Source organism: Collinsella sp. AF20-14LB (genome assembly GCF_003459505.1).
In the GTDB taxonomy this organism is placed as follows: Bacteria; Actinomycetota; Coriobacteriia; order Coriobacteriales; family Coriobacteriaceae; genus Collinsella.
This window is the reverse complement of the sequence record NZ_QRWD01000026.1, coordinates 1-17,914: the sequence shown is the minus strand read 5'-3', so window position 1 is coordinate 17,914 and position 17,914 is coordinate 1. Positions and strand designations below refer to the sequence as shown.

General features: G+C 61.0%; 15 protein-coding genes and 1 tRNA gene. 1 reads left to right on the top strand and 15 read right to left on the bottom strand.

Annotated features, from left to right (window positions below; all coding sequences use genetic code 11):
* Positions 1-189 precede the first annotated feature (189 nt).
* On the bottom strand, positions 190-1,182 hold the full coding sequence (locus tag DWX63_RS10540; RefSeq protein WP_117843674.1) for an SIS domain-containing protein: 993 nt from the start codon (positions 1,180-1,182) through the stop codon (positions 190-192).
* A gap of 205 nt (positions 1,183-1,387) precedes the next feature.
* Between DWX63_RS10540 and DWX63_RS10535 the strand changes: the two genes are divergently transcribed.
* Complete coding sequence (locus tag DWX63_RS10535) at positions 1,388-2,110, top strand: GntR family transcriptional regulator (RefSeq protein ID WP_117634403.1); 723 nt, start codon at positions 1,388-1,390, stop codon at positions 2,108-2,110.
* A gap of 543 nt (positions 2,111-2,653) precedes the next feature.
* On the opposite strand, the gene DWX63_RS10530 is transcribed toward DWX63_RS10535, so the two are convergent.
* From DWX63_RS10530 to DWX63_RS10465, 14 genes are all read right to left on the bottom strand, one after another.
* Positions 2,654-3,244, bottom strand: a complete 591-nt coding sequence (locus DWX63_RS10530; RefSeq protein ID WP_117843673.1) for a GNAT family N-acetyltransferase — start codon at positions 3,242-3,244, stop codon at positions 2,654-2,656.
* Between the two features lie 77 nt (positions 3,245-3,321).
* The gene (locus tag DWX63_RS10525) at positions 3,322-4,347 is read right to left on the bottom strand and encodes a low specificity L-threonine aldolase (protein ID WP_117843672.1); all 1,026 of its coding nucleotides are present in this window, start codon (positions 4,345-4,347) and stop codon (positions 3,322-3,324) included.
* A 45-nt stretch (positions 4,348-4,392) separates the two neighbouring features.
* A complete protein-coding gene (locus DWX63_RS10520) occupies positions 4,393-5,256 on the bottom strand; it encodes a phosphatase PAP2 family protein (RefSeq protein ID WP_117843671.1) in 864 nt (287 codons plus the stop codon).
* Between the two features lie 56 nt (positions 5,257-5,312).
* Entirely contained in the window at positions 5,313-8,945 is a 3,633-nt protein-coding gene (gene mfd, locus DWX63_RS10515; RefSeq protein WP_117843670.1) for a transcription-repair coupling factor, read from the bottom strand.
* Between the two features lie 120 nt (positions 8,946-9,065).
* Positions 9,066-9,731: an endonuclease III gene (gene nth, locus DWX63_RS10510; RefSeq protein WP_117843669.1), complete on the bottom strand. Its 666-nt coding sequence runs from the start codon at positions 9,729-9,731 to the stop codon at positions 9,066-9,068.
* A gap of 63 nt (positions 9,732-9,794) precedes the next feature.
* Positions 9,795-11,597, bottom strand: a complete 1,803-nt coding sequence (locus DWX63_RS10505) for an ABC transporter ATP-binding protein (protein ID WP_117843668.1) — start codon at positions 11,595-11,597, stop codon at positions 9,795-9,797.
* Positions 11,598-11,717: 120 nt separating this feature from the next.
* A complete protein-coding gene (locus tag DWX63_RS10500) occupies positions 11,718-13,073 on the bottom strand; it encodes a DNA recombination protein RmuC (protein WP_117646625.1) in 1,356 nt (451 codons plus the stop codon).
* A 51-nt stretch (positions 13,074-13,124) separates the two neighbouring features.
* The gene (locus DWX63_RS10495) at positions 13,125-13,688 is read right to left on the bottom strand and encodes a transcriptional regulator (protein WP_117629046.1); all 564 of its coding nucleotides are present in this window, start codon (positions 13,686-13,688) and stop codon (positions 13,125-13,127) included.
* Entirely contained in the window at positions 13,685-14,215 is a 531-nt protein-coding gene (locus tag DWX63_RS10490; RefSeq protein ID WP_117736879.1) for a DUF6036 family nucleotidyltransferase, read from the bottom strand. The genes DWX63_RS10495 and DWX63_RS10490 overlap by 4 nt, the downstream gene beginning before the upstream one ends.
* Positions 14,216-14,338: 123 nt before the next feature.
* Entirely contained in the window at positions 14,339-14,773 is a 435-nt protein-coding gene (locus DWX63_RS10485) for a hypothetical protein (RefSeq protein WP_117564953.1), read from the bottom strand.
* A 451-nt stretch (positions 14,774-15,224) separates the two neighbouring features.
* Positions 15,225-15,764 (bottom strand): rubrerythrin, encoded by a 540-nt coding sequence (rbr, locus tag DWX63_RS10480; RefSeq protein WP_055252097.1) that lies wholly within the window; start codon positions 15,762-15,764, stop codon positions 15,225-15,227.
* Between the two features lie 115 nt (positions 15,765-15,879).
* Positions 15,880-16,785, bottom strand: coding sequence for an adenine glycosylase (locus DWX63_RS10475; RefSeq protein ID WP_117843667.1), 906 nt, complete (start codon positions 16,783-16,785; stop codon positions 15,880-15,882).
* A 21-nt stretch (positions 16,786-16,806) separates the two neighbouring features.
* Positions 16,807-17,292 carry an Rrf2 family transcriptional regulator gene (locus tag DWX63_RS10470; protein ID WP_117629049.1) on the bottom strand — a complete coding sequence of 162 codons (486 nt, stop codon included), beginning with the start codon at positions 17,290-17,292 and terminating at the stop codon, positions 16,807-16,809.
* A gap of 358 nt (positions 17,293-17,650) precedes the next feature.
* Positions 17,651-17,728: transfer RNA gene (locus tag DWX63_RS10465), tRNA-Asp, on the bottom strand.
* Between the last annotated feature and the right edge of the window lie 186 nt (positions 17,729-17,914).

Genomic DNA, 17,914 nt, shown 5'->3' with positions numbered 1-17,914 from the left:
TTTGCCTCTTGACAATGTCCTGCTCATATTAAAAGGAACGTCCCTAACTGCCGGCCGAAAGGGAACGCCCCAAGTGCCGCTCTAGCAGTTGCGGTGAAATAGTTCTCAAACAGAGGCTTCACGCTCCCAAACAGGAACTATTCCACCGCAACTTATGAGGGATATTGGGCTGTTAGGCCACTCTATCCCTTAGTAATCAAGCTTCCACATGTAGCGGCGCGTCATGTAGTCCTTGTGGGTGACGGCAGAGAGCGCGCGCATGTATACGTTGTTGAGGATCGGGGCGAAGATCAGGTGGTTGAAGTACTCGCTCACGCTGTCCTTGATGTCGTTGAGGCCGAGCTCCTTGGCGTCGAGCTGATAGACGCGCTCGCCACCGTACTGGTTGACAAAGCGGATGCCGCGCTCGTCGTTGCAGCGGCTGCGGCCGACGCTGATGAGCTGGAACAGCGAGGTGCGCTTGTCCAGGATCTCGAAGGGGCCGTGGAAGAAGTCGCAGGTGTTGATGGTGCAGGAGTCGATCTGCAGCATCTCCTGCACGTTGCAGATGCTAAAGACGTAGGCGGCACCAAAGAGCGGGCCCTGAGCCATAACGTTGATGCAGGGCTTGTCGGCGTTCTGCTCGGCCCACTTGGCAGCGAGCGGACGGGTGTACTCGACAGCCTTGCGATAGATGGGGTCGACCAAGTCGAAGGCGGCCATAGCGGTCTCGTACTCGGCATAGCCCTCGGTCTGCTGCGTAAGCTCCATAGCAATCATGGTCACGACGGCGGAGTTGGTGCGGCCCATGCAGGACTCGTCGATGGCCAGGCTGTCGTACTGGATCTTGTAGTCGCAGACCTCGGTGAGGCCGGACTCGTCAACATAGATGGCGATGGTGCTGGCGCCGTGGTCCTTGGCGACCTGGGCGGCGACGATGGTCTCCTTGGTGCCGCGCATGGACACGACGACGGCCAGGGTGCTCTCGTTGACGTAGGCAGGCGTGGCGTGCACGAACTCGTTGCTGGTGTAGCTGGAGCTCACGACCTGCGTGGCCTCGTGCTCCATAAAGTACTGGGCAGGATAGTTGCCGCCGTTGGATCCACCGGCGCCAATCCACACGACGCGCTTGATGCCGCCCTTGTCTGCCTTGTCAGCCAAAACCTGGGAGACGACGTCCTTAACCTGTTCCTGAGTAGTCATCGTGCATCAGCCTTTCTTCTCGCTTGATGCTCTCGATGGCATACAAGTTACATACATGTTTTGGTTATGTCGACTAGTTGTATGCTATATTTGTCTTAGAAATTTTGCTGGTAAAGTTTTCGGCAATTCATTACCAGCGGTTTTGTTGTCATGTTGGATACATGCTTGGTTCAGTAAGCATACAAGTTAGATACAGGTTATTCGCATGAGCACTTCGTCAAAAAAGAACTTGGCCCAATACGAGCGTCTGGCGGGTACGCTGCGTGACCGCATCGCCGCCGGCACCTACGCACGCGAAGACAAGCTGCCGTCCGAGATGGAACTCATGGACGAATCGGGTCTGTCGCGCAGCACCGTGCGCCACGCCCTTAAGGTGCTCGTTGATGAGGGCCTGGTGCGCACCGAGCGCGGGCGTGGCGCCTTTGTGGCCGACACGCCCGCGCTCCACGAGAACAACCTGATGTTTTCGAGCTATACCAAGCAGGTCGAAGGCCAGGGCATGAAGCCCACCACGCGCACCGTGGACTCGGGCTTTGCCAAGGCGGCCGGCAGCATAGCTAAGTTCTTTGACGCCGCCGTGGGCAGCAAGCTCGTCAAACTTGTCCGTCTGCGTTATCTGGACGATGCGCCGCTGTGCCTGGAGACCACCTATCTGCCGCCAAGCTTCGAGGCACTCATCGACCGCGATATCAACGGTTCGCTCTACGCCACGCTGCGCCAAGAATTCCATCGCGCGCCGGCACAGGGGCACAAGACCTTTGAGGTGTGCTATGCCTCGCAAAACGAGGCGTTTTTGCTCAACGTCGAGCGCGGGCAGGCGCTGATCCTGATCACCGACTACGTCTACGACACCGACGGCCGCCCGCTGCACATCTCCAAGCGCATCCAACGCACCGACCGCGCCAAATACACCGAGCCCATCGGCTAGCGCGCCAAACCAGGCAAAATGCACCTAATATACGTTTTACCTGCGGTTTTTATAAAATCTCAAACCAGCATGGCGCAAATGCCAGCATCGCCTGGCAACGCACGCCGTCCAAGCTCAACTGTTCCTGTCCAGAATATCCAGCACCGTAAACCTAAGTGAGTAGACTTTTCGCGATCTGCCGAGCACACCCAAAACAGCCATCTCTGTGACCTGCGGTTTTAGTAAGGCAGATGCGCTTTGTGCTCGCCCTGCGCCAAAAAGTCTACTCACTTAGCTCGCAAGGCGTCCCGAGGGGACGATTCAGGTCAAAATAGCATACGAACGCCGTGCTTCTTGCGGCGATTTGATGCCACAAGACAGCCAAAAACCTGCCAAAAAGGGACAGGTCTAGTTTGGTCGGTTTCATCTGGAGCTTTGCTGCATCCGCAGGTCAATCGCCTTGGTCATACACACCCAAAACAAAAGCCGCCGCGAAGGTATCCGCATCCTTCGCAGCGGCTTGCAACGTTTGCCCAGATAAAACCTGCCAAAATAAACCTGTCCCTAAATGGCAGGTTTGGGGAGGTCGGGGAACCAGGTCGGCTTGGGTTGGTTGGGTGTGCGCTCGGCTAGGACCAGCTCCATCCAGCACATGTCGTACCAGCGGCCGAACTTTTGCGCGCAGCGGTCGAAGGCACCCACCAGGCGATATCCCATATGGGCATGGAAGTCCTGGCTGTTGTGCGTCAGGTACTCATCGTCCTTGTCGTGCGGCACGGCAATGAGCGCGCACATGTTGGTGATGCCCATCGCGATCAGGCACTGCTTGAGCGCATCGTGCAGCTTGCGGCCCAGCCCGCCGTGGCGCACGTCGCGCGCCAGGTAGATCGACGTCTCGACCGACCAGTCATAGGCCTCGCGGCTGTTGAGCGGACTCACATAGGCATAACCTACCGGACGCCCGTCCAGCTCCATCACCAGATACGGATAGCGCTTGAGTGTGCGCTCGATGCGCCCGGCGAACTCCTCAACACTCGGCACCTCGTATTCGCAGGTAATCGCCGTCTGGCGCACATACGGCTCATAGATGGCAAGCAACGCCGGCGCATCATCGGGCGTCGCCAGGCGAATCGTCGGCTCGGACATCTCGGTCATACAGCCCTTCTCCCTCAAAAGCAAAGGCCGCCCCGCGCCAAACCCAGGCGCAAGGCGGCCCTCCTCGTCACATCAACCTACAGAACCGCCGCCAACGCGTCGATATCCTCCTGCGTCGTGGCCCAGCTGGTGCAAAAGCGCACCACCGTGTGGGTCTCGTCGTACTTTTCCCAGTACTCGATCGAGGCGTGCTCGCGAATGCGCACCATGTCCTCGTTGGGCAGAATCACAAACTGCTGGTTGGTGGGCGTCTCCAAGAAGAACTGGTAGCCGCGCTCGTGCAGCACGCGACGAAGCGCCTGCGCCGTCTCAATCGCCTGGCGGCCAATCTCAAAATACAGGCCATCGGTAAAGAGCGCCTCAAACTGGACGCCCGTTAGGCGACCCTTGGCCAACAGCGCGCCGTGCTGCTTAATGCGCGGAATGGGATGCGCCGGAGCGTGCATGCCACAAAACACCACGGCCTCGCCGCAAAGCGCGCCACACTTGGTGCCGCCGATGTAGAACACGTCGCACAGCTGCGCCAGCTCGGGCAGGGTAATGTCGCACTCATCGGCTGCCAGCGCATAGGCCAGTCGGGCGCCATCCACAAACAGCGGAATCTCGCGCTTCTGGCACACCGCGTGAATCGCCGCGAGCTCGGCCTTGGAGTACAGCGTGCCGTACTCGGTCGACAGGCTCACGTACACCGCGCCCGGAAACACCGTGTGCTCGTAGCTCTCGTTTTCGTAGAACACCTGGATATAATTCTCGAGATCCTCGGCATGCATCTTGCCCTCGTAGCCGGGGATGGTGAGCACCTTGTGGCCGCCAAACTCGATGGCACCCGCCTCGTGGCAGGCGACGTGGCCGGTCTCGGCGGCAACGACGCCCTCGTAGGGCGCGAGCAGCATGTCGATCACCGTCGCGTTGGCCTGCGTGCCGCCTACCAGGAAAAATACGTCGGCATCGGGTGCCTGACAGGCCTCACGAATGAGCTGCTTGGCACGCTCGGTGTGTGCATCGGTACCGTAGCCGGGCTGCGGCTCCATATTGGTGTCGACGAGCGTCTGCAGCACTGCCGGATGTGCGCCGTGGGAATAGTCGTTGTTGAACGCGAGCATGGTAATCCTCTCTAGCCGGGCACGAGCCCGATGATTCAGATGGGGCTATTGTACGCCGCCCGGATAAGCAATGCGCGCGGCAAGGCACTCAAGCGCCAGCACCAAGGCAAAGCCGCAGCTCACGTCACTCAAAAAGTGCGCACCGATCACGATGCGACCAAAGGCGACGAGCGCCGCAACCACAGCGGCGACCCAAAAGACCACGCGACGACGCGAAGGCTTTTCCGTAAAGGCCGCCGCGGGAAGCCCCGCAAGCATAAGGCCGATTGCCGCATGCGCGGTGTGCCCGCTCGCGAACGACTTAAAGCCGTCCTTGATTACGCCGGCCGCAATATAGCTCCACTTGTCGGGGTTGCCGATTACCCACCACGGCTGAAAATTGAGCCCCGGCGTGACCTCGATCACGCGCATGCGCGGGCGCGACCACAGCGGCTTGACAACCACGTTGAGGATGATGGCCTGAGCGACCCACACGGCAAGCACCATCAACGCCCAGCGCGTAAGCTCGTCGGGCGCGGTGTCGCGCGTAAGGCGATAGACAACAAGGTTGGCCGCGATGACCAATGCAAACGTCAAAACCAGCTGAAACGCAATAAGCTTGCCGCCGACGCGCAGCGACCCGATAATCTCGTAGCCGACCAGGGCCACGTTGATCAGAACGCCTAGCGCGGCGAGCCACTTGCTCGCCTTGGAATCGGGACGTGCCGAGCGCACGAGCATAATGCCCGCGACGCTCGCCGTCAGCTCGAACGGCAGCTCGCCGGCCGCCTCGACAAAGCGGCCAAACAGGCTAGACGAGTTAAACAGCGCACTCGAGATCTGGTAATCGAAAAAAGACCCGACGAGCAGACAAAAGGCCAGGATGACCGCGATAGCAGCGGCATCTTTCTTATAGATATACCCGAACATGCTTTCCTTCCGATGGGGTCAGATTACCCAAATGGGGCGTTTGCAACGTCGACCCGTTAGTCGTCGTCGCTCGCACCCAGCTGCTGCAGCAGCATGAGGGCGGCTGCCACGGGGCCGGTGCCGTCGTTGGCATCGAGACCGCGACCCAGGCCGCTGCCCGCACCGGCGCCCGCCTTGTAGGGCACCGACAGCTTGCGGCTCTTGGGGAAGTTCACCGCGCCGTACCGATTCTTAAACTCAAAGGCTACCTTCTTGGGAACGTCAACCCCCAGGAAGGTAATGCGCCCACCGCTGAGCGTGACGCTCTCGAGCCCCAGGCGCTCGCCGCGGATACGGATGCGCGCGCGGTTGAACAGGTTGAGCCCCGCCAACGGCAGCTCACCGTGCGCGGCCTCGGTCTCTTCCTGCACCTCGTCGATGCTCTCCAGGTCCTCGGCCGCCGCGAGCTTGCGGTACACGAGCACGCGCTGGTCCACCGCCGGCAGGTACTCCTCGGACAAGAAGTAATCGGCAGGCAGATTAATGCCCACGCTCGCCGCCTCCACGCCGGCATCGTCATCGCCGCGCGCCTCGGCCACGGCCTGGCCCAACATCTGCGTAAACAGGTCAAAGCCCACGCTCGACAGGTTGCCGTGCTGCTCAGCGCCCATCAGCGAACCGGCGCCGCGAATCTCCAGGTCGCGCATGGCGATACGCATGCCGCTGCCCAGGTCCTGGAACTCGGAAAGTGCAGTCAGGCGCGCCGTGGCCTCCTCGGTGAGCGGCAGCTCGCCCGGGAACATAAAGTACGCGTAGGCCTGCGTGACAGAACGGCCCACACGGCCCTTGAGCTGGTAAAGCTGTGCCAGACCCAGGCGCTGCGAGTCCTCGATGATGAGCGTGTTGGCGGTCGCGTTGTCGATGCCACTCTCCACGATGGTCGTGGCGATGAGCACATCGATCTTTTTGGTCGCGAACTCGATCATCACGTCCTCGACCTCGCGCGGGCTCATCTTGCCGTGCGCCACGCCCACGCGCGCCTCGGGCGCGGCCTCGTGCACGCGTGCCACAGCGTCATCGATGGTCTTGACGCGGTTGGACACGTAGTACACCTGTCCGCCGCGACCCACCTCCAGGCGAATCGCCGCGCTCACCACGTCGGGGTCGTACTCCCCCACGTGCACGATCACGGGACGGCGCCCGGTCGGCGGCGTGGTGATCAGGCTCATGTCGCGCACGCCGCTCGTTGCCATCTGCATGGTACGCGGGATGGGCGTTGCCGAAAGCGTGAGCACGTCGATCTGCTCACGCAGGTTCTTGAGCTGCTCCTTGTGCTGCACGCCAAAGCGCTGCTCCTCGTCGATGATCACCAGGCCCAGGTTCTTGGGGTTCACATCGGCCGAAAGCAGGCGATGTGTGCCGATGAGCACATCAATCGTGCCCTCGGCAAACGCCTTGAGTGCGCGCTTTTGCTGCGCCGGCGTGCGAAAGCGGCTGAGCACCTCGACCTCAAGGCCAAACGGGGCAAAGCGTTCAAAGAACGTCTCGTAGTGCTGCTGGGCAAGAATAGTCGTGGGGCAGAGCACCATGACCTGGCGGCCGGAGTCCACGCACTTAAACGCCGCGCGCAGGGCGACCTCGGTCTTGCCAAAGCCCACGTCGCCGCACAGCAGGCGGTCCATGGGCTTGGGCGCCTCCATATCGGCCTTAATATCGGCGATGGCCTCTAGCTGGTCGCGCGTCTCGTCGTAGGGAAAGCTCTCCTCCATCTCGATCTGCTCGGGCGTGTCGGGCGGGCAGGCGATACCGGTAATCGACGAGCGGCGCGTATACAGATCGACCAGGTCAAACGCCAGCTTTTTGGCGTTCTTGCGCGCCTTGTTGGTGGCACGCGTCCAGTCGGCGGTGTTGAGCCTGGTCAGGCGCGGCTTGTCGCCGTCGGGGCCAACATAGCGCGTGATGCGGTCGACCTGCTCGAGCGGCACGTAGAGCTTGTCGCCATCGGCATATTCCAGCAAAAAGTAGTCGCGCTCCTTGCCGCCCACTTCCTGGCGCGCGATCTCGCTAAAGAGCGCGATGCCATGCGTTGCGTGCACCACGTAGTCGCCCGGCTTAAAGGGGAAGGTGATCTGCGTAATGTCCACCTTGCGGCGGCTGCGGGCGCGGTTGGCGTCCATGCGGGCGTTGAGGTCGGCGATCGAGAACACGGCCAGATTGGCATCGGGCACCACCACGCCCTGCGGCAGGGCGGCATCCACAAAGGTCACGCGCCCGCGCGAGATGGTGGGCACAGCGGCACCGGCGGCAGCCTGGGCCGCGCCCGCCTCGAGCGAGCGGGCGTTGAGCGCGTCGGCGCGGCGCTCACGAATTGAGGCATGGGCCTGTTGGCGGACAGCACGGTCGGCAGAATCCGCCGCCGCCACGCGCACGCGGTCGCCGATAACGCCGGCGTTTTCGGGGGCGGCCGTCAGCGACTCCTCAAAGGTGATGCCCTCGTCGCCAAAGGTGAGCTCCATCGACTCGCGTGCACCGCGGTCGGGGATGGCAAACACGCAGGCATAGCGCTTGCCCACGACCTCCTGGATGCGCGTCATAAAGCGATTGTCCGAGCCCGCGATGGCCGGCTGCTCAATCTTGAGCTCTGCCGTCACCGCACCACCGGCACGAATCAAGCTCACGTAGTTCAAGCGCTGCTGGGCACCAAAGTCGAGCTGCTGGGCGCGCACGTACAGACCGTCCAAGCGGTCAATCCCCGCCTCGCCGGCGCGTGCCTCGATATCCTCGTAGGCGCGCAGGCAGTCGTCGAACAGCGAGCGCGGCTCGGACAGCACCACGAGCGCCTGGCCGCTCACATGCGACAGCGGGCTCACGGTCTGGCCGTACATCACCGGCAAAAAGCGGTCGAGCTCGGGCGTGACGATGCGTGCATCCACCATCTCGAGCAGCGCCGCCAGCTTACTGTCGTCCTGGCTGGCGCGGTAGAGCGCCACGTGCATGTTGTGAACGGCCTCGTCGGTGAGCGCCAGCTCGCGGCAGGGGAAGATTTCGATGCTGTCCTCGTTGCCGATGGTCTGCCCCGTGGAACTCACCATGCGGCGGATGCGATCAATCTCGTCGCCAAAGAACTCAATGCGCACGGGTGCCTTCTCCTGCGCGGGGAACACCTCGACGGTATCACCGTGCACGCGGAACAGGCCGGGCGCGTCGGCGGCACCGGCATTGGTATAGCCCATGCCCACCAGGCGCTGCGGCACCTCGTCAAAAGGGATCTCCTCGCCCACCGCAAAGGTCGTGGACTCCCAGTAGCGGCTCTCGACTGGCGGCACGCAACGCAGCAACGCGCGGGCCGAGGCAACCATAATGCAGTTGTCACCGCGCACGATGCGTCCCAGGGCCTCGCAGCGCTGCGCCACCACGGCATCGTCGGGCGCCTGCTCGCGCCACGGGTAGTCCTTGCGCTCGGGAAAGCGGCACACGTGCGCCAGGCCCACATAGGCGGCCAGGCTGCGCGCGGCGCGATCGGCAGCGTCCTCGCCGCTCACGATATAGACCGTGGGACGCGGACGGCGCGCAAACTGGGCGGCCGCCATAAGCGTGCGACCCGACTGCGACACGGCCAACGTCACGTCCTCGCCGGCATCGAGTCCGGCCTCGACGGTCTGCAGCGCCTCGGCAGTGTAGAGCTGCGCGGCTATACGGTGAATGAGCATGCTGTTCCTCCGGCATCGCAACGCCAAAAGCCCGCCGGGGCAAGCTCGGCGGGTCGTACATCAAAACTATTGTTTGTCATGGTAACGCATGGGGCGGACGCGCCGGCGCGCACCGGGCAGCTACCCCAAAACGCGCACGCTGGGGCACAAATCTGCCAGCGGACACTCGTCACACTTGGGTTTGCGGGCGTCGCAGATCTCGCGGCCAAAGGTGATCCACTGATGGTTGACCGACTCCCAATACTCGTGCGGCAAAATCTTGAGCAGATCCTGCTCGGTCTTGAGCGGTTCCCTGGCATGCGTCTTGGGACTCAGCATCAGGCGGTGCGCAATGCGGTTGACGTGCGTGTCCACCGCAATACCCTCCACGATGCCATACCCCACGTTGAGCACGATGTTCGCCGTCTTGCGTCCCACGCCCGGCAGCTTCACGAGTTCCTTCATGTCGGCCGGCACCTCGCCGTCATAGTCGGCGACGATCATCTGCGCGGCCTCGACGGCATGCTTGGCTTTGCTCTTGTAGAAGCCGAGCGACTTGATGGTGTCTGCCACGTCAGCTACGCTCGCCCCGGCCATGGCCTCGGGCGTGGGCCACTGGGCAAACAGCCGCGGCGTCACCTTGTTGACCTGCGCATCGGTCGTTTGCGCCGAAAGCAGCACCGCGATCAGCAGGCGGAAGGGATTCTCGTGGTCCAAAAAGCACTCGACCGGGCCATAGCGACGGTTGAGGCGCTCACACACCTCGATGGCGCGCTCGCGCTTGGCGGCATTGGTCTCGCGTGGCATAACGACTCCTCGGCTCAACGGCACAATAAACTTATGGGCACAATTGTCCCACGTCCGAGACGTTTACGCCTCCAAGAATGCGCCGGTCTGACGGCTCCACAGGCTCGCGTACTCGCCGCCCGCCTCGACGAGCTGCACATGCGTGCCGTCCTCGACGATCTCGCCATCCGCCAGTACCACGATGCGGTCGAGCGCCGCCACGGTGGACAGGCGATGCGCCACCACAATGGAGGTGCGGCCGCGCATCAGGTTCTCGAGAGCTTCCTGCACCAACGCCTCGGACTCGCTATCGAGGGCAGACGTCGCCTCGTCGAGTACCAGAATCGGCGCGTCGGTGAGGATGGCACGGGCAATGGCCACGCGCCGGCGCTGGCCGCCCGAAAGCTTGACGCCGCGCTCGCCCACCATGGTGTCAAAGCCATGGGGTAGGCGGTCGATAAACTCCAGGGCATTGGCCAGGCGCGCCGCCTCGCGAATTTGCTCGTCGGTGGCGTCGGGGCGGCCGTAGGCGATATTCTCGCGAATGGAGCGGTGGAACAGCAGCGCCTCCTGCGGCACGTAGGCAACCTGGCGGCGCAGGCTCTGCTGCGTGCAGCGCGAGACATCCTGACCGTCCACGAGTACGCGGCCGCCCTGAACATCGTCCAGGCGCAGCAGCAGCTTGGTGAGCGTCGTCTTGCCCGAGCCCGATTTACCCACCAGGCCCACGCGCTGGCCCGCCGGCACATGGAGCGTCAGGTCGTCGAACACGCTATCGCCCGCCGCGGCGTCACGGTATGCAAAGCTCAAGTGCTCAAAATCGATCGCGCCCTCGGTCACTTTGAGCTCGGGAGCATGCTCGTCGTCCGCCACCAGGCGCGGCTCGTCCAGCACGCGCGTCATCTCGGCGGCGTCACCCAGCGCGCGGTTAATGCGCTGCATCATGGAACTCACGTAGTTCAGACGCATGGTGAGGTTATACGTGTAGGTAAAGATCATGACGAGCGAGCCGGCCGAGATGCCAAACCACGCGTTGCCGCCCGCCACGAACACACTCACCACGGCCATGGTGATGACGATAAGGCCCGAGGTCGTAAAGTTGCGCTGCATCATGGCGTGCATCGATACCGTTTCGGCATCGCGCGCGGCACGGTCGGCGGCATCGAACAGGTCGCGCTCAAAGTCCTCGCGCCCGCAGGTCTTGACAGCCAGGATGTTCGTGACCGCGTCGGACAGCACGCCCGAGAGCTTGTTTTGCGCGGCGGACGTCGCGGCCGAAAGCGGCATGATGTGCTTGTACATAAGCCAGACAAACGCGATGTAGACGACCATGATGCCCACCAGGATCACGGTAAATGTGGGCACCACCGGAGCGAGCGCCGTCACCGTGCAGACAACCGAGGTGATGGTGGGAATGAGCGAATACACCGTCACGTCGACCAGACCCGTGTAGCCGCTCATAAAACGGCTCGTCTGGCTCACGAGCGATCCGCCAAAGCGGCTGGTGTGGAATGTCATGGATTGATTGGAGAGCGTGTCAAAGCACAGGCGCGCCAGGTGATAGTTGCCCGCAATCTCGAGCTTGTAGACGGTGTAGTCCTGTAGCTTGGAGAGAATCTGACCCACCAGGTTGACGAGCACGAGCGCCAAAATGTAGGGACCGAAGACCTCAAACACCTGGTCGCCCGCTACGGGGCCGGCCTGGACACGATCGACGATGAGGGCCATAACGTAGGTGTTGGCAAACGTGAGCAAAAAGATGTAGCCCGCCGACGAGAACACCGAGAGAAAGACGATCAGCGGCTGCGTGCGCGTGACATCCCAAAAACGCTGCAGCGTGCGGCGCACGGTTGAGCGTTTGAGCGGGCTGGTGCTTCTCTGAGACATGGGCTTCCTTTCGCGTCTGATAGGGCGAAAGGCCATTGTTGCACATTAAAGTGCGCTTTAGGCAAGTGCGTTGTGAAACACGGCGGGGCGCCTGCGCAGACGCCCCGCCGTCAAGTGCCGCTAGTCCTCGTCTTCTTGGTCTGCGAGCAGGCCCGCGGACGTAAGTCCCAAGATCTCGTCGGCCTCTTTGGCATCTTCCAGCGCGTCGATATCCTTGAGCTTGCGCTCCATAACGTTGGTGCGCGTGGTGATGATGCCCTCGACCGTTTTGCCCGCGGTCTCGATCTGCTGCTGGGCGCGGCGCAGCGCCGCTTGATAGCGCGGCAGCTCGGCCTTGACGGCGGAAAGCACGCGTAGCACGTCGTCGGTGCGTCTTTGCAGCTTAAACGTCTGGTAGCTCATCTGCAGGCTGTTGAGGATGGCCGCCATGGTGCTGGGACCGGCAACGTTGACGTGATAGTCGCGGCCCAGGGTCTCGATAAGCCCAGGGCGCGTGACGATCTCGGCGTACAGGCCCTCAAACGGAACGAACAGAATGCCAAAGTTGGTGGTCGCGGGCACGCTCAGGTACTTTTCGCAGATGTCCTTTGCCTCGCGCTTCACCATGGTGTCGAGCGTCTTGCGCGCGGCGGCGACGGCCTCCGCGTCGCCCGACTCCTGGGCGTCGAGCAAATGCTCATACGCATCGCCCGGGAATTTGGAGTCGATTGGCAGCAGCACGGGGTCGCCCTCGTCTACCGGCAGCTTGACGGCAAACTCAACGCGCTCCGAGGCGCCGGGCTTGGTGGCGACGTTTTCCAGATACTGGTCGGGCGTAAGGATGTCCGCCAGGATCGCGCCCAGCTGCACCTCGCCCAAAATGCCACGCGCCTTCACGTTGCCCAGCACGCGTTTAAGGTCGCCCACGCCGGTGGCAATGGACTGCATATCGCCCAACCCCTTGTACACAGCCTCGAGCTGGTCGCTCACCTGCTTAAACGATGCCGACAGACGATCGTTGAGCGTGCGGGAGAGCTTCTCGTCCACCGTCGCGCGCATCTGATCGAGCTGCGCGTTGTTGTCCTTGCGGATGGCGCCCAGCTGGGCATCGACCGTCTCGCGCACCTTGTCCAAGCGGTGCTCGATGCCTTCGCGGTTGGCGCCAAGCTGTTGGGCCGTCTCGCGGCGCAGGTCGTCCATGCGGTCGCCGGCCTGCGAGAACTCACGCGCGATGGTCAGGTAGCGTTGCTGCTCCACGGCCGCATCGGTCGTCTGCTGCTGCGCGATGGCGTTTGCGGTGCGTCGGGTTTCGGCCAACGCGACGTTGAGGGTATCGAGTGTACTGTTGGCCTGCTCGAGCGCCGCGAGCGTCTCGGCGTCGCTGTCGCCACGCTCCCGCAGCTCGGCACGAAGACCTTTAAGCTGCAGGGCGCAAGCCACAGCAACCCCCACCGCCACCAAGGCAATCACAACAAGCACAATATCAATAGCAGACATAAACTCCGCCCAACAAACCCAATCGATTATCAATCAAAACCGCGATCAATCTTACCCCGCCACACGCACCGGGCGCCCGGCCCCTTCTTGGGTGCTTCTCTCCTCCGCATATTCCATAATGCGACGCGCTGTCTTCCTGCTCACCTTCGAGTCATCACCGGCTAAGTATGCGTACACGTTTCCCTTATTCAGATTCAAATCGCGGCAGAGACCGTAGCGCGTTACACCCGATTCCTCCAATGCTTTAAGTGTTCTCTTTCTCATCAGGGCGTTCACCCTTCTGTCGGCCGCTGGCTTTTCTTTCACCCCTCTATACGCACGCCAAACGTTGGCGTAACGATTGGGGAGCTTATCCTCGGAGCATAGAGATGCCAGGCTACTCGCTTGGCCATACAGAGACAAAACACCTCGATAGCCCTCTTCCATCCACGAGCCCTCGGATAAACCCAGAACGTATTCGGCCTTACCCTGCGCCAAAGCGAGCAAAAACAGAGGCTCCGCCACACGCGGCTCAACCGTTGTTGCCTGCTTTACAAGCTTCCTAAAACTCAGCGACTGCTGTCCGGACAGCTCTCGGCAATAGCCTTTCAAAAATCCCTCAAAAGTCAGATTCAACCGAGCACCTCCTTTTTGTATTGCCTGTATGCACAGACCATCTCTTGATAACTCCGCTCTGAAGGCGACGAGGCCAACGCCTCTCCTTCATCGAATATAAGCCGCTCGAGCAGATCCCAATCAAGTCGGTCGATAAATGTTCGACTATGGAGGTCGACGATGTCGTTCGGACGATAGGCATAAAGCTTCATCACCGCCAGATCCTCCAAAGATGGCGTAAAGTACCTGATAAAATGCGCCCCGATCTCCAATGGGATCAGTCGATCTTCGTAATTGAATGGCATCTGGTTGCAATATGCCACTACCATGCCATTCACCTCGGGGTATCGAGCTATGATCTCGCGGAGGCACCTGTCTGCCTCAAACACATCAATGTCATGTGTAACCGACCGATTCGTCACATCGTTTAGCATGAAGGCGCTTCCTCCCACCAATACAACGCTCGGCCTATCGTCTCTTGGACCTATTTCCAGCTCCGCCTCTTCGTCAATATCCAAAAGAGTCTGCTCTAAATCCTGCTTATACATAGCAAATCCTATTTTTATTCATCTTCAATAATACTATTCAGTCGCACGACAGGACCCACAGGATGCAAGAATCCTACTCGTGGCGAGAATCCCTACACCCTAGAAGTCCTAATGTGACAAACGCTAACTCTCCCAGCCGGCGCGGATGGTTGTTATGACGTCACCTAAGCGCTGGCCTAGGGCCGCTAGATGCTGGAGCACCTCGTTGGGCGATGCGCCGTTGAGGATGCACGTGAGGGCATACGACGCCAGAAAGATGGCCGCAAGCCCCAGCGGGATGAGCACGATCATCGCCAAGGTGCGCAGGCGCTGGCCCACGCGGCGACGACGCGCACGACGCTTGTCGAACGCGAGCTCCTGCGCATATGAATCTTGCTGTACGGAATAGGCCTCTGGTGCCGATTCACACCCGGGCACAGCTGCAGGTACAGCAGCGGGCACGACATTTTGCGCAAAGGGCTGGACTGCCGCCCCTTGCATTTGCATCTCCATGAGTCGTTGCTGCTGACGCAGCATGCGCTCAGCTTGTTGCTGCGGAGTCTCAAGAAACAAATCCATGCTGGCCTCCAAAATCGGAGCATTCGACGCTTACGCCCAGCATCCCGCACCGCCATGACCGCGACAACGCAATCCGTAGCAATAGCCGCAAAGTTTCTTGTTGACAAAAGCTGTCGAAAACCTCAACAACTCCCCTACCAGCACTTTCTCTGAGCTTTTTTCGCCAACAATCTTTTGGCCTTCCACCCTTACGCCAACTGACCAAAATCTAACCAAAAGCTTGACGAAAATTGTGGGGACAGGGACCCCGCACAAAAACGTGCCGCCCCAAAAGGGGCGGCACACAAACTTCTAATCAGCTTTTCAGTAACGAGCACGCGACGACCCGAAGCCGGAGCGCAGGGCGGGAGGCCGGATCGCCTTCCCTCAACGCGACCCTGCGGAGCCGTGAGCGGGGAGGGAAGGCGATCTGGCCTCCCGCCCTGCGCTCCGCAGCAGCCAGCGCCAAGCGCTAGTAGTTCACCACCTGCTCCTCAAAGTACGCCTTCGGGTGGTTGCACACCGGGCACACCTCAGGCGCCTCGGCACCAACGTGCAGGTGCCCGCAGTTCAGGCACTTCCACACCTTTACGCCCTCACGCTCAAACACCTCGCCCGACTCGATGCGCTCGACGAGTTTGTTGTAGCGCTCCTCGTGGGCCTTCTCGACGGCGGCGACACCACGGAATTTTGCGGCAATCTCGGCAAAGCCCTCTTCCTCGGCGGTCTTGGCAAACTCGTCGTACATCGTGGTCCACTCGTAGTTCTCACCCGCGGCGGCATCGCGCAGATTGTCCAGGGTATCGGGGACGGCGCCATCGTGCAGATACTTAAACCACAGTTTGGCGTGCTCGGACTCGTTGCCAGCCGTCTCGGCAAAGATGTTCGAGATCTGAACGTAGCCGTCCTTCTTGGCCTTGGAGGCATAGTAGCGATACTTGGTGTGTGCCTGGGACTCACCGGCAAAAGCGGTCTCGAGGTTCTTCTTGGTTTGGGAGTTCTCAAAATCCATAGGTGTACTTCCCTTCAACGCATGCCGCCCGTAGGCTCCGAGCGGCCTCGTCTTTAGGATGCCCCTCAAGCCGAGAATTTAAACCTTACAATCCCGTTCTTCAGATTTGAGCGGGCTACACACTCAACCAACGATCGTCCTCGGCTCGGCAAAAGCCCTCACGCTCCAGGTCGGCCAGAATGCCCGCGACAAGCTCGCGCTCGACCGGTCCACGCCCAGCCGCCGCTTCCATCTCGTTAACGCCCACCACGGCATCAGCAAGCGTAATCCCCGCCGGCTGGCCATCGCGCGCTGCCAGCAACATGCGCACGATATGCGCGCGCTTTTGGCGACGTGAGCCCTCAAACTTTGATTGACGGCTATAGCCCGCCGAGCGCCTGGACGGATTGGGCAACGTCTTTTTTAGATATGCGCCGTAATCTAGCAACGCGTAATACCACGCGCGCGGCGTATCGGCATCATCGAGCGGCACGGCAAAGGGAGCGATCTCGTCGGTCGCCGCACCGGGGGCCGCCGGACAGGCCGCCTGAATCAGCGGCACCAGCTCGCGATCGGGAACAGCCGGTACATCGGGAAAGAAGTGATGCAGAAAGACCGTGCGCACGTTGGTCTCCAGATACACGCCCGGAAGATCAAACGCAAACGACCGGATACCTTGCGCCGTTGCCGGGCCAATACCAGGCAGAGCGACCAAGTCACGCGTCTCGTGCGGAAACTCCCCGCCCCAATCCTCTACGACCCGTTGAGCGGCCCCGTGAAGCGCCAGAGCGCGTCGGTTGTAGCCCATGCCCTGCCAAGCGTCCAAAACATCGGAAGGCGCGGCCTGGGCAAGCGCCTGCACGGTCGGAAAGCGATCGAGCCACGCCGGCATACGCGTCTCCACGCGTGGTACCTGTGTTTGCTGCAGCATGACCTCAGAAAGCCAAATGATGTACGGATCGCGCGTGCGGCGCCACGGAAGGTCGCGATAACGCAGGACCCCTTCCGAACGAATCATCGAACGAAAGGGGTCCTGAATCATATCTATGCTCCTTATGCGGCGCTATTCCTCCCGGCAAGCGCACGCGCAGGTGGCGTACTCGGGAAACGCTTCGCGGTCGGCGAATTTGGGATCGACGGCCGGGAACTGGCGGTGAGCGACGATGTCGCCGAGCGAAACGGAATCGAGGTAATCGCGCATCAACGCTTGAGCTCCGGCCCACAGGGGATGATAGCAGCACGTGCCCATGCGTGCACAGTCGCCATCGGGTGCGGTGCAATCATTCATAACCATAGGGCCCTGAACGGCCTCGACGACCTGGCGGATGGTGACGTCGTCCGGACTGACCTTGAGACGCATGCCACCGTGGACGCCACGCAGGCTCTCCACAATACCGGCCTGGACCAAACCGTGCTGAATCGAGCGGGCAAACGAATACGGGACATTGACCTCTTCGGCAGCGGTGCGAACAGAAAGCAAACGCTCCGGATCCTCGGCAAGCATCGCCAGCATACGAAGGGCGTAATCAGTCTTCCTCGATATATCCATTTTTCCCCTTTCAAGGAATACGAACAGCTCGAACGAGCTCCGGGGCCGAGCTTGTGTCGAGACGCTAAATGACCGCAGGACATCCAAATGGTAAATCGGGTATCCACTGAGTGCCGCGCTTGGAGCGAAATGCATCAGATGCGGCCTACAGTGCAATTTAGTATAACCTAACCCCCTGTCTCGTTGAACAGGTGTTGCGCAACAAAGCTGTTGTTTAGACAGATATGCTTATTAGATTTTACTTGCGTTCCCGAAGGGGCGGGGATTCTGGGCGAAGATGCGCCAGAGCGATCGTTCTATCGAAACAAAGTGCATCAAACGCAAAAAGCCACGTCCGAAGACGTGGCTTTAATTGCGTTGGCGGGAAGTACGGGGCTCGAACCCGCGACCTCCGACGTGACAGGCCGGCGCTCTAACCAAACTGAGCTAACTCCCCAGGCAGACGTTCGCGTTTGTTTCCGCTCGCGTGCGCTGCGGGGATTAGTATACACAGAAGTCTGTCCGGCGCGCAACAACTTTTTTGAAAAAATTTTTCGGTCCCTCCGGGAGGGTCTCCGGGGCTGGGGGCGGGGGTTAAGTTTGCTGCTCTACAGTCCTGCGCAAGACGGAAAGCACATTAAGT